A 13022-nucleotide genomic window follows, 5' to 3' on the forward strand; every position below is an offset into this window, starting at 1 on the left:
AGACGTGACCTCCAGTCACAAGGGGAAGCTTCACTCCCCCTTGGAGCCGCCCTCGCCCCGTTCCGGTCCGCACGCACCGAGCGAGGGTGATGCACCGCGCTTCGAGTTCACAAGCCGCTCCAGGCACTCCAGGCTCGCGAACCAAGATCAAATCTCCCACGCGACTCGCGTCAGAATGTTCTGCACTTTTGCATGACTTGCCACGATCGCCTATCACGCAATGTCACGTCACGAACCCAACGCACCAGCTCAACAGAGCTTTCCGAGTGACATTCAGGCGAGAGAGATCCTGGACGTTTCAGCGCGAGACAACAAGCAGGCTCTCCGACCGCGCAACCGCACCACCGACAGCGCCCCCACACGGGCCACACGACGCCCCGGCAGCCGACGACACCGGCCCATCACCCACCAGCCCCGAGGGCGAGAACCCCAGCCGCCCACATCCGCCCACTACCGCAATCGCCCCCCTTGCCCACGCCGACAGCAAGCCACCAACCAGCACACCCACCACCCACCCCACAATGCACCTGAAGAGGACATATATTCTTGACCGAATGGTCCATAAGACCCACCTTTGAGGCGCGGCCCGTGGATTCGCTCCTGCAAGTGACATCGGGGCGGCGACAGACGGGCACAGACCGTTTCCACTATTACGCCAGAGAGAAGCCGGGCGGGACCGGCGAGGACCTCGCGTGCCCTACTGCAAACGACTGCACACGCTCAACGAAAAGTGATCACCATGACCACCGCTGCCCAGCCGCCCTTCGCCTACAGCTTTCACAACGTGACGATTTCCGTCAGTGACCGCGACGCATCGATCCAGTAGTGGAATCGGGTGTTCGGCCTCACCCTGCTGGCGAAGTCCCGCTTCGACGCCATCGGGGCGGACGTCGCCTTCCTGGAGGGCCCCGGGTTCCGGCTCGAGCTCCTCCAGCCCGCGGACGGGGTGCGGATCCCCGAACTGACGGCAGAGCCCCCGCGCACATCCGCCCGATCGGCACCAAGGCCCTGGTCTTCCGCGTCGAGGACCTCGCCGGCGCGACCCGCACCTTCCGTGATCTGGGCGTGACGACCGTCTGGGAGCAGATGGACCTCGGCGACGGCAGCATCTCGACCGCGATCCGTGACAACGACGGAAATCTCATCAACGTCTTCCAGCAGGGCGCAAGCCCGATTGGCTGACACAGCGAACCGATCGCGCTCCGTCCATCCACGGGGCACAGGACCGGACGCCCGAAGCGGAGACGGCGCACGACCGCCCTCGCCGCTGGAACGCCGCCATCCGCCAGAGCTGCACAGCGCAGGGCTGCGACGGCCGGCCGGCGAAACCCCGCATGCGCCCAAGGCCCGCGGGCTGTCAGGCGACGGGCGTCTCTCCGGGCGGCCAGTCGCAGCGCCGCTTTCGAGTGGTGCCCTCGGGCGGCGGCGGTGCTGCCGGATGTCCCGTTCCCCGGGGTGCGGGCCGCCGCTAACTGCGCGCGAACTCGAGCAGGTCCCTGTTGAAGATCTCGGCGTACTTGGGCACCATCGCAAGGCCATGCGGTGCGCCCTCGTAGACCTTGTACTGCGCACCCTTGACGATCTTCGATGATTTGGCGCCCGCGGAGACGATGGGCACGATCTGGTCGTCGTCGCCATGCACGATCAGGGTCGGCACATCGACCTTCTTCAGATCTTCGGTGGTGTCCGTCTCGGAGAACGCCTTGACGCAGTCGTAGGCGCCCTTGATGCCGACCGTCATGCTCCAGAGCCAGAACTCGTCACGCGTTCCCTGGGAGACGGTCGAGCCCTCACGATTGGCGCCGTAGAACGGGGCGCTGAGGTCCTTGTAGTACTGCGAGCGGTCCGCGAGCACACCCTGGCGGATCTCGTCGAACACCTCCATCGGCAGGCCCTCGGGGTTGGCTTCTGTCTTCAGCATCAGCGGAGGGATGGCGCCGAGCAGGACCAGCTTGGCCACCCGTGCCGTACCGTGCCGGCCGATGTAGCGGGTGACCTCGCCGCCGCCGGTGGAGTGCCCGACCAGAATGACGTCGTGCAGGTCTTCGGCTTCGATGACCGCGGCCAGGTCGTCGGCGTAGGTGTCGAGGTCGTTGCCCTCCCAGGGCTGACCGGAGCGGCCGCCACCGCGCCGGTCGTGGGCGATGGCACGGAATCCGCTGTCCACCATGAGCTTCATCTGGGAGTCCCAGGCGTCCGCGGTGAGCGGCCAGCCGTGGGAGAACACGACGGGCTGGCCCGAGCCCCAGTCCTTGTAGAAGATCTGCGTGCCGTCCCCGGCGGTGGCGAAGGGCATGGTTGCGCTCCTCTCGAAGTCCGCTCGCGGGCCCCCACGTCACGCCCTGCGGGGATGTGACGGAAACGGCACCGCATTCGTCAACATAAGCGCAGGGCACCAATTCAGCGCGTCGGGGAATCACCGCTCCGGTACGAGCGGGACGGCCGATGCCTGACAGGCAAGGAAGAGGCCCGTCTCGTACGGTGGTCCATACGAAATGCTGCGGGCGCCTGCACAGTAAAGGAGCCACGGGTTGCGCCACCCGAGTGAACTCCCGGGACGCCTTCACCCACCCGCCCGGACCTGCACCGCAGGTAGCAAACGGCAGCCTGGTATTCACCCGCCGTACCGCTCGTTCAGTCGCAGGCGGAGGACAGAGCATGGGATCTGACGTTGACGTGCTGGTCGTCGGTGCTGGTCCAGCGGGGTTGCTGCTCGCAGGCGACTTGGCCGAGGCCGGAGTGCCCTGCACCGTCGTGGAACGGCGGGAGGGGGAATCCCAGTTGACACGCGCATTCGCCGTTCACGCCCGAACGATGGAGCAACTGGACGCCCGCGGCCTGGCCGACGACCTGCTTCTGACCGGCCTCCGCAACCCGGTCCTGCAGTTCCTGCGGATCGATCTCTCGCACCTGCCGACCCGCTACCCCCACGTCCTCGTGACGCCCCAATACAACACCGAGCGGCTGCTCCTGGCCCGCGCCTTGGACCACGGCGTGAACATCATGCGGGCCCACGAAGTCACCGGCGTCCAGCAAGACCCCACCGGTGTCGACGTCACCGTGAAGACACCAGCCGGCACTGAACACCGCCTGCGCGCGGACTATGTAGTCGGCGCAGACGGACGCAACAGCTGCGTGCGCCAGTCCCTCGGCCTGCCGTTCCCCGGCCGCTCCGCCGTTCGCTCCATGATGCTCGCAGACGTCCGCATGGCCGACCCGCCGAAAAAGCCGCCCACTGTGGCAGCGATCGGAGACGCCTTCGCCATCGTCGTCCCGTTCGGCGACGGCTGGTTCAGGGTCATGGCCTGGAATCGCCACCACCCCATGCCCGACAGCGCACCGGTCGATCTGGAAGAAATCAAAGACGTCGCCCGCCTGGCGCTCGGCAGCGACTTCGGCATGCACGACCCCCGCTGGCTCTCCCGATTCCACAGTGACGAACGCCAGTCCCCCCGCTACCGGGTGGGCCGGGTGTTCCTCGTCGGCGACGCCGCCCACGTCCACTCCCCCGCCGGCGGCATGGGCCTCAACACCAGCATCCAGGACTCCGCTAACCTGAGCTGGAAACTCGCGGCCGTCCAGCGCGGACACGCACCCAAGGCCCTGCTCGACAGCTACCAGAACGAACGGCACCCGGTGGGACACCGGGTCCTGCGGATGAGCGGCGCACTGCTCCGTGGCGTCCTCACCACACCACGGGCACTGTGCGGCCTCCGTGACCTCTCAGCACGTACAGTGCTGCAAACCCCATCAGTGGCCCGACGACTGGCCATGGCAATCTCGGGAATCGACATCTCCTACGCCGCACCGGCCGGCGCACACCCCCTCGTCGGCAAACGGGCACCTGACATCCCTCTCACCGACGGACGCAGACTCTACGAAGCCCTCCGCCGCCGACGGTTCGTCCTCGTCACCCCGCCTGACACCGAGCACCTCCCCTCACTCACCACAGAGTGGGCCGGCGAGGTCGAGATCGTGTCCCCGAAGGGCGCCACCAAAAAGAGTGTTCTCGTCAGACCAGACGCCTACATCGCATGGGCCACCTCAGCTTGACTCTGAAGCTTCTATAGATCGTCAAGTTGTAGTAGACGGGCCGGGTGTGCCGCTGAATGCGCTGGTCAGGTGGTGGTAGACCTCGCGCGCGACGAAGCGCTTGAGGCATCTGAAGATGTCCTTCGTCTTGAGTCCTTGGAGGGTGCGTCGTGCCACGTAGTCGCGGGTGCGTGGGTCGTGGCGCATGCGGACCAGCACGATGGTGTGCAGCGCGCGGTTGGCCTGGCGGTCTCCGCCACGGTTGAGCCGGTGGCGGTCGGTACGCCCGGAGGAGGCCGGGACGGGTGCGGCGGCGCACAGGTGGGCGAAGGAGGCCTCGGATGCGAGTCTGTCTGGGTTGTCACCGGCGGTGACCAGGAGCTGTCCGGCGGTCTCGGTTCCGACGCCCGGCAGCGCGAGCAGGCCGGGTGCGGTGCGGGCGATCAGGACGCGTAGGTCGCGGTCCGCGTCTGCTATCTCCTCGCTCAAGTGCCGGTAGCGCTTGGCCAGGCGCTTGAGGGCCAGTCTGACGGCGGTGGCCGGGGCGGCCAGATCGGTGCCCGGGCGGCTGGCGGCCAGCCGTCGGACCAACTCGGTGGTGGTCAGTGAGCGGAGTGCTTCGCGGACCTCAGCGGGCGCGGTGATGACCAGCGATTTGATCTGGTTGATGGTCTGCGTGCGGGCCTTGACGGCACTGGCGCGTACGACGCGCAGTCCGCGGATTGCCTCGACCGCGCCGTCGCGGTGCTTCGGCGTGCCGGTGGCGCGGCCGGCGAGTACCGCGGTGGCGGCGGCGTAGGCGTCGATGGAGTCCGACTTACCTGCCGCTCGGCGAGCCCGACGGTCGGGTCGATCCACCTCGATGACGGTGATCTGGTTGGCTCGGAGGTAGCGGCCGAGTTCGGCGCCGAAGGAACCGGTGCCCTCCATGCCCACGACCAGCACCCGGCCGTGGGAGCGCAGCCAGTCCAGCAGGTCCCGGTAGCCGGCAGGTGTTGTGGGGAAGGCCTCGGTGGCCAGGTGCCGGCCGATGGTGTCGATGACGGCGGCTTGGTGAACGTCGGTGTGGGTGTCGATCCCGCCGATCACCTCGATGGGCTGTGACATGGCGGCCGGGTTCCTTCCGTGCGGGGCGAGTTGGCTCGCTCGCACCGGCCAGCGGACGGACACGACTGTGATGGGACCACGTGGGTCACGCTTCTATGAGGTCACGATCGCCGACCGGTACACGCGGGTGACACCGCCCGGAAGGTCGACGATTCAGAGTGAGGACAGCCGAAGCGTCAATCGGGGATCGGGTCAGACCCTCGAGCGGTGCCGCCCCATCCTCACAGTCGGGGATCTTGGAGCTGCCGAGTTGGGCGGTTCCAGCGGGCTCCAGAGGAGCGGCTACGACTCTGCGCGAGGTCCCAGTCCCTACCCTCGCCCGCGAGCCTGCTCGCCACGCCCTTGGGCTGGCGGCGACGCATACCGGGCCCCTTGCCGGATGAGCTGCCGCGCCCGCTGGCGGGCGAGTCCTGAGCAAGGGGCACGGCATGGGGCATTCGGTATGCCGGAATCGCGTGCACCAAATCGGGAGGTACGCCAACCGCGCCGATATACGGGTTCGCTTCGACGGCCCGGTCTGACCGCCCGCTCGCTGACGGGCAGTTCGCCCCGCCTCCGGACGCGGACCGCAGCTGGCCCGAGGGCGTCGGCGTAACTCCTTCTTCCCTGCCTGGATCGCCGTCGGACGTTCTACCAGGCCGCCCGTCCCCGTTACTGTCGTGACAGTTCTCTGAGGCAAGCTTGGCGGCAGTAAGGTCGATTAGGTGTTCTCCCCTCCCCGCTCCGGCCTCGCCCCTTCTTGCGCCGTCAGGACCGCCTGGCCGACTCGCACGCCGTCGCGGTACTCGTACCACTCGGAGGGGTGGGAGCCCACGACTTCGATGCGCGCGCTGTCCACGGTGTTGACAAGCGTGAGGTGCTCGGCGTAGTCGTGCGGCGCGCCCTCGAAGAACTCCACGTTGTAGGTGTCGTCTGTGTAGCGGACAATGAGCTTGGCTGGCAACCGCTCCGGATCGGGGCTCGCGGAGTCCATGTCGAATGCGCCTTCGTACCTCTTCTTCGCCATGACGGACATCCTTTCAGCTTGACTGTGTCGGGGAGCTTTGAGTTTTCCAGTGCGGCAGCGTGATCAACGGGCGTGCTCGGGGCTGTTCCGAAGGATCCTGTGATCATCGAGGTGCTCGTTGTCGCTCCGTCCTCGTTCCGGTGAGCAAGTCCCGCCTCTGACCGCGCGGATCGCGCGGGCGAGCAACCCGGACGGTACGACGGCGATGTGGGTGAGAGACCGGCTGGACGGCCTGTGGTGCGACGAGGACTTCGCGGACTGGTACCCGCGTGACGGGCGCCCCGGCCTCTCGCCCGCCCAGTTGGCCACCGTCTGTGTGCTGCAATTCGTACTCGGCCTGTCGGACCGGCAGGCTGCCGAGGCGGTCCGCTGCCGCATCGATTTCAAATACGCCATGGCCCTGGCGCTGGACGATCCCGGCTTCCATCACAGTGTGCTGGCCGACTTCCGCGACCGTCTTGCTGAAGGCGACCGTGCTGACCGTCTCCTCGACCTCGCGCTGGCCCGCCTCAAGGAGGCTGGCCTGGTGCGGGAACGCACTACGCAGCGCACCGACTCCACCCATGTCCTGGCCGCGGTGCGGGATCTGACCCGCCTGGAGCTGATCACCGAGGCGGTCCGCGCGGCACTGGAAGAAGTCGCCGGCGTCTCTCCTCACCTGTTGGACGGGCTGGTCGATGAGGACTGGGGCCGCGGCTACGGCCGTCCGGTCCGTCTGGGCAAGAACCCCACCAAGCCCAAGACCAGGATCCTCGCCACCGGAAACGACGCCGTCCGGCTCCTGGAACACCTCCACCGGCACGGAGCAGACCGCACGTCCGGCCCGCGTATCCAGGCCCTGCGCCAGATCATGGTGCAGAACTACCACCGTGACGCCGCGGGCCGCCTGTGCTGGCGCACCGCCGAGAAGGAAGGCGGGCCCGGGCTGCCGCCCTCGTCCCGGACGATCGTCTCCCCCTACGACACGTCGGCCCGCTACGCACGCCACGGACACATCATCAGCTGGAAGGGGTTCACCGCTCACCTGACCGAGACCTGTGCTCCCGACGGCCCCAACGTGATCACGGACGTGGCCACCACCGCGGCGACGACCCACGACAGCCAGGTCCTGCCCGGCATCCACACCCGCCTCGCCCGCCGCGGCCTGCTCCCCGCCGAGCACCTGGTCGACACCGGCTACACCTCCCTGCCCCACCTGGAACGAGCCACCCGCGAACACCAGGTCACCGTCTCCGGGCCGCTGAAGAGCAACCCCACCCGCCAACACCGCCAAAACGAGGGCTTCGCCCGGGACGACTTCCACATCGACTACGACAAGCAGCAGGTCACCTGCCCCCAGGGCCAGGTCAGCCAGGGCTGGCACGGCCCCTACCCGACCTCCTCACCCACCGTGGCCCCGCTGATCGTGGCACGGTTCACCAAGAGCCAGTGCCGCCCCTGCCCGGCCCGCACCCAGTGCACCAGCACCGCCGACAACGCCCGCACCGTGGGATTTCCCCCGCGAGAGCTCCGCGACCTTCAACTCCGCGTCCGCACGGAACAACAGACACCCGAGTGGAAGGCCCGCTACGCGGTCCGCTCCGGAGTGGAGGGAACCGTCAACGAGTTCGCCCACGGCCATGGCATGCGCCGCTGCCGCTACCGAGGACAGGGAAAAGCCCACATCCAGCACGTCCTGACCGCCATCGCCGTCAACATCGAGCGCCTCAGCGGACTGACACCGAACGAGGAAGCACCCACGCCCCGCCGACCGACCGCCTTCCAGAACTACCTCGACCAGCGCGAACTACCCCGGCCAAAGTCCTGGCGAACCTTCGGCACCTGACCTTGACCATCCAAGATCACCGACAGAGTCAAGGTTAACAGCAGGGCGCTTCCGTGCCTACATTCGAAGGTGCGACCCAATCGATGCTGGACGGGAAGAGCCCTGGAGATGACGCCGTACGCCTCTCATGCCACCGCTGCCCCCTTTGCGTGCTCTCTCAGCGCCTTCGAGACGCTGACCACCACGCTGTCGGGTAGCGATGCGAGTACATGGACCACCTCGAAGTAACCGACGGAGTCCCCGGCGTAGCGCCCGTCCGGGACAGCAAGGTGCCGGACGGGCACGTCCTTCTTATCGGGTCTGTCGCGTGGACGGAGTTCGTCGGCGCCGTGGAGGCGTCGCGGTCAGTCGGTGATGTCGACCCAGAACTCGTCCGTGTTGTAGAGGATGCGGTCGCTGAAGTAGTACCAGATCAGCAGTCCACCCGCGGCTTGGTTCTCGGTCCGTGGCACAGCCCGTACCGAGAAGTCCCACACCGGACTGCCCGCACCCTCGTCGGTGGACTGGAACGGGTACTCGTCGCAGTCCCGCGTCGCCGTGTCGTAGGCGGGCAGGCCCGTCTGGTCGTTGTACGGGGTGGTGCGGTTGCAGGCCGCGTCCTTGTAGTACCTGTTGGTATTGGTGATCGGCCCGGCGGGCACCCGGTGCAGCCCGCGTTCGTCGCGGGAGCCGGTGTACTTGCCCGGGATGTCCTTGGGTTCGATCTCGATCGGATAGGTACGCGTCGGATCGTTCTGGGCGAACCGGATGTGCTGGGCGACCGAGGTGACCCGGCTGTCACCGACGCTGTACTGGAGATGTGGGATGACGTCGTAGTTCACGCACGCCTTCGGATAGTCCTGGAAGAACGTGAAGTAGTTGGCCGAGTCGCAGCGGATGGTGTGGTCCTCGGTGGTGCCGGTTTTGTAGACGTAGTCGCCGCCGCTGCCGCCGAAGCGGAAGTGCCACTGGTGGTACAGGACCTTGTCAGCGGCGGTGGAGGCGGTCTCGTTGGAGTAGATGTCCCAGTGCAGCCACTCGTCGTGGTAGTCCCACTCGTCCCAGGTGTGCTCGATCCCGCTACCGGTGCCGTAGCAGAACGTCGCGTCCTGGGTGCAGTCGGACAGGACGTACATCGACAGGTCGTCGACCTCCCAGATCCAGCCGTCGAGGGGGCTCCACCCGTCGTACGAGACGGAGCCGTACTGCGCCTGGAAGTAGGTGCGTACCGCGCGCTCCTTACCGTTGCCCACGGTCACCGCGTCGTACGCGACGCTGGCGGTGCCATGGAACTCACGGGTGCCGTCACTGTTGACGGTGTAGTAGTCGATGCCGAGCCGGCCCTTCTTGCACCACAGCCAACGGTTGTACGTCTCCCCCGCGGCCGTCTCGGAACCGTCCCGGTCCAGGCACGCCGCGCTGTCGGGGGGCGGCTCGTCACCCCAGCCGATCGGCGGTGCCGCCGCCGCGGCCGCCTCAGAGCTCGGCACCGTGGCGTCCTTGGTCAGGGGCACCTTGGAGGTGTCGGCGTAGCTGTGCTGTTCCTGTTTGCCCGCGTTAAGCAGCGCGTTCGCGACGGTCTTCGCGGACAGCGCGGACGTACGGTCGGGCTGCACGGCGGGCGCGGGCCTGCCCGCCTTCTCGCCCGGACGGACCTTGCCGAGCTTGTACGGCAGGAGGACGGGTTCGCCGATCAGTTTCGTGCCGGCGGTGGCTGCGGTCCTGGCGTCCTGCGCGTGTGCCGCAGGGCCGGACAGACCGATGGCCAGCGGTATCAGCAGCCCGGTTGCGAACCAGCGCAACCGCTTCCTGATGCGAGACAACGACATGCGGATGTTCCCCCTCGGTGAGAGAGGGGCCACCCCGTCAGGGCAAGACTGTGCACTCGCGTACAGATGTGACGCATGGAGCGGCCCCCGTTTTGACCGAACACGGCCATCATTTCGGCTGGGCCGGAAGGGGTACCCACGATTACGAGGCAAGGTGCGTGTCCGCTGTGACCATACGGTTCACCAGATACCCCAAGAGGCACCTGCGACGACGCACAGGGACACACTGGCTGAAATCCCCGATATGCGCGGGGAGATGTTGTGACTCACCTGTGAGACCGGCGATCACAACTGCGATGTGAGAGGAGGCGGTGACCGTGACTCATGCACCGGCTGACGCCTGGGACCGGATCGACCGCTGGCTGTCCGACCACGCCCCCGGCTACCGCGCCCGCCTGCGCCCGCCCGCCGAAAGCGAGTTGCTGCGCCGGGTCGCGGAGCGTTCCGCAGGCGCCGAACTGCCCCCGGCCCTGCTGTCCTGGTGGGCCCGGACGGACGGCCTCGACCGTGCGCCAGCCCCCGAATCACCGCCCCCGGCAGGCCACTTGATCCCCGACTTCTACGACCCCTGCGGCGCGGCCGAGGCCGACGAACGCCGGACGATCCACCTCCAGGTGGCACAGGACATCCTGCCCCCGCCGCTCGCGGCAGCCTGGGAGAATCACACCCGCGCCCGCAGCGCCGATCCCGCGGGCACGTTGTACCCCACGGAAGCAGTCCCCGTATGGCTGCCGGAGTGGCTGCCCGTGGCCGTCGACGGCGGAGGCGGCGGCTTGTTCACCGACCTGCGGCCGGGGCAACTCCACGGCTGCGTCGTCCCCTTCACCCGTACCGGACACGACCGGGCGCCCCGCTGGCCGGGCATCACGGAGATGCTGACCGACGTGGCCGACCGCCTCCAGTCCCTCGACGCGAACGAAGCCGTGGCCATGATGGTGGGGCGCTGGACGCTACCGCGCGACTGAGCGTTGTCCGACGGCATTCACAGACCTCGCAGACGTCATGGACCTCACGGACGTTACGGACGGGCGGCACCGCACCTGTCGTAATGCCGGGCCACAGCATGAAAAGCCGCCTTCGGTTCCCAGCTAGTGCCGCATCAGGCAACGTTCGCCCTGTCGACTACCTCGCGGAGCCGTTCGTCGGCGGCGTGCTTGTTCCGCCAGATGATGTACCGGCGGATCATGCTGCCCTGCTCCTTGTGGCTGACGTGGTCCGTGCCGTCCAGTGCGAAGTAGCGCAGTGCCGTGAACTGCGCCTCGATGCGGTTCAGCCAGGAGCTGTTGGTCGGGGTGTAGGCGAACTCGACGTTGTTGGCTGCCGCCCAGTCACCGACCCGGGTGTCCTTCTTCGTGGTCAGGTGCGGGGAGAAGTTGTCGAGCACGATCGCGATCCGGATTTCCGACGGGTAGAGGCTGCGCAGGTAGCGGCAGAACTCCAGGAACCTCGTCCGGTTCTTCTTCGGCTTGGCGTGACCGTAGAGCTTGTCCCGCGCCAGGTCGTAGGCGGCGAACAGATGCCGGACCCCGTGCGGGCGGGTATACGTTGCGCGCCGGCGGGGCCCGGGCTCCCGGTCGGGGTCGTTGGGCCGTCCGCCGCGCTCGGCCCACTGCCGCCCGGGGTGCGGCTGGAGGTTCAGCGGCCCGAACTCGTCCACGCATAAGACGACTTCGGGCTCGCCGTCCTCACGTATGACCTCGCCATCGGCGATCGCGTACAGGTGCTCGACGCGGGCTTTCTTGGCGGCGTAGTCCGGGTCGCGGGAGGGCTTCCAGGTCTTTATGCGCTGAAAGGAGACGCCCTCCCCGCGGAGCAGGACCCGAAGGCCCTCGTGGCTGATGTCGTCGACCACCCCCTCGGCGACCAGGAAGTCGGCCAGCTTGGCCAGACTCCAGGTTGAAAACGGCAGGCCGTGCTCGGTCGGCTTCGACTTGGCGATCTTCTTGATCTCGCGCCGCTCGGGCAGGGTGAACGTCCTCGGTCGGTCGCCCTTGTACTTCGGGTAGAGCGATTCGAAGCCGTCGGCGTTGAAGTTGTGGATCACATCGCGGACCCGGTCCGCGCTGGTGAACGTCACCTCGGCGATCTTCGTCACGGGCATGCCCTGCGCTGACAGCAGCACCATCTGGGCCCGCCGCCAGGTCACCACCGACCCGGTGCCTCTGCGGATGATCCGCAGCAGGCACTGCCCCTCGTCGTCATCGATCTCGCGGACGCGTACTCGTTCTGCCACCCGGACAGCCTGGCAACGGCGCGCCGATCGAGAACGGATCCCGACCGGCGCGCCGTGGACTTTAAGTGGCCGTACAGCCGAGGTGTCGAGCAAAGAACCGCAGCGTGCTGTCCAGCTCGAATGCCGGGACCTCCCCGTGCTTGCCGGGGTTGGCGTGCAGTGTCTTCTCAGCCGAGGCCAAGGAGTCGAACAGCGCCAAACTCTGGGCCCGCGGCACCCGCTCATCGTCCCACTGCACCAGGAACTCCACCGGGACGGTGATCCGCGCGGCCACCTCGGCGGATGCCAGCACCCCTCCCAAGCCCAGCACCGCAGCGAGGACCCTGGGCTCCTCGGCAACGAACGGAACGCCGAGTCCGCAACCCAACGACACCCCCCAATAGCCCACCGGACCAGCACCGACGTACTCGACTTCCTGGACCGCGTCCAGGACCGCCCGCCACTCCGGGACAGTCTGGCGAGCTACGAGCGCCTGGAAACCAGCGATCAGAGGAGCCAACTCCTCTCCAGCCTCCACGCGAGCCTGGTTCTCGGTCGCGATCCGGTTGTACTTCTCATCCATCGGCCGGTCGCCATGACCGGGCACGTCGACCGCCGCCACCGCGAACCCACACTCGGCCACAAAGCGGCGCGCGCGGACCACGATGTCGGGTGCCTTCTTGTGCTGGCCGCCGCCGTGTCCTATCAGGATCAGGGGACGGGTACCGGCGGCGCCTTCCGGCGTCCACAACACGCCGGGAATCTCACCGAGGGTGAAGAGCTGTTCGGACACGCCGTCGGACGACGTCTGCGAGGCGAAGCGCATAGCGTTTCAAGCCTTTCGGGATGCCTTCTGCGGGCACTCCCTAGACCATGCGAGAGAGGGAGCCCCGACCTGTCACAGCGTTGATCGGTCTCACCTCCCCAGTTCGCAGTGATACACGGCGGCGGCGAACGTATCACAAAGGGCTTCACCCGCGTCTGGGTAAACGTCGGCAGGGCGAACGTTGCCTGATGCCGCACTAGTAGGAC

Annotated in this window: 10 protein-coding genes and 1 pseudogene; 5 read left to right on the forward strand and 6 right to left on the reverse strand. The window is 67.4% G+C overall.

The annotated features are described in order from the left end of the window. The first annotated feature begins 825 nt into the window (after positions 1-825). Positions 826-1182 (forward strand): VOC family protein, encoded by a 357-nt coding sequence (locus LQ326_RS49040; RefSeq protein WP_372497139.1) that lies wholly within the window; start codon positions 826-828, stop codon positions 1180-1182. A gap of 286 nt (positions 1183-1468) precedes the next feature. Here the strand turns inward: LQ326_RS49040 and LQ326_RS45900 are convergent, their stop codons facing one another. Further along, positions 1469-2296 carry an alpha/beta fold hydrolase gene (locus LQ326_RS45900; RefSeq protein WP_234545162.1) on the reverse strand — a complete coding sequence of 276 codons (828 nt, stop codon included), beginning with the start codon at positions 2294-2296 and terminating at the stop codon, positions 1469-1471. A 362-nt stretch (positions 2297-2658) separates the two neighbouring features. Between LQ326_RS45900 and LQ326_RS45905 the strand changes: the two genes are divergently transcribed. Further along, positions 2659-4053: an FAD-dependent monooxygenase gene (locus LQ326_RS45905; protein WP_234545163.1), complete on the forward strand. Its 1395-nt coding sequence runs from the start codon at positions 2659-2661 to the stop codon at positions 4051-4053. Positions 4054-4074: 21 nt separating this feature from the next. On the opposite strand, the gene LQ326_RS45910 is transcribed toward LQ326_RS45905, so the two are convergent. Both LQ326_RS45910 and LQ326_RS45915 read right to left on the reverse strand, forming a co-directional pair. Beyond that, positions 4075-5139, reverse strand: a complete 1065-nt coding sequence (locus LQ326_RS45910; RefSeq protein WP_234545164.1) for an IS110 family RNA-guided transposase — start codon at positions 5137-5139, stop codon at positions 4075-4077. Between the two features lie 700 nt (positions 5140-5839). Beyond that, positions 5840-6145, reverse strand: a complete 306-nt coding sequence (locus LQ326_RS45915; protein WP_234545165.1) for a hypothetical protein — start codon at positions 6143-6145, stop codon at positions 5840-5842. Positions 6146-6263: 118 nt separating this feature from the next. On the opposite strand from LQ326_RS45915, the gene LQ326_RS45920 reads away from it, so the two are divergent. Beyond that, positions 6264-7970 carry an IS1182 family transposase gene (locus tag LQ326_RS45920; protein WP_234545166.1) on the forward strand — a complete coding sequence of 569 codons (1707 nt, stop codon included), beginning with the start codon at positions 6264-6266 and terminating at the stop codon, positions 7968-7970. A 209-nt stretch (positions 7971-8179) separates the two neighbouring features. Further along, positions 8180-8290 (forward strand): annotated as a pseudogene (locus tag LQ326_RS48160) (DUF397 domain-containing protein); the annotation flags it as partial. A 24-nt stretch (positions 8291-8314) separates the two neighbouring features. Here the strand turns inward: LQ326_RS48160 and LQ326_RS45930 are convergent. Then, positions 8315-9778, reverse strand: a complete 1464-nt coding sequence (locus tag LQ326_RS45930) for a NucA/NucB deoxyribonuclease domain-containing protein (protein ID WP_234545167.1) — start codon at positions 9776-9778, stop codon at positions 8315-8317. A gap of 317 nt (positions 9779-10095) precedes the next feature. Between LQ326_RS45930 and LQ326_RS45935 the strand changes: the two genes are divergently transcribed. After that, complete coding sequence (locus LQ326_RS45935; RefSeq protein WP_234545168.1) at positions 10096-10743, forward strand: SMI1/KNR4 family protein; 648 nt, start codon at positions 10096-10098, stop codon at positions 10741-10743. A 134-nt stretch (positions 10744-10877) separates the two neighbouring features. Here LQ326_RS45935 and LQ326_RS45940 read toward each other — a convergent pair whose 3' ends face one another. Then, a complete protein-coding gene (locus LQ326_RS45940) occupies positions 10878-12011 on the reverse strand; it encodes an IS630 family transposase (protein ID WP_234545169.1) in 1134 nt (377 codons plus the stop codon). Between the two features lie 61 nt (positions 12012-12072). After that, entirely contained in the window at positions 12073-12816 is a 744-nt protein-coding gene (locus LQ326_RS45945) for an alpha/beta hydrolase family protein (protein ID WP_234545170.1), read from the reverse strand. Positions 12817-13022: the final 206 nt, after the last annotated feature.

It is taken from the genome of Streptomyces shenzhenensis (genome assembly GCF_021462265.1).
Classification (GTDB): Bacteria; Actinomycetota; Actinomycetes; order Streptomycetales; family Streptomycetaceae; genus Streptomyces; species Streptomyces shenzhenensis.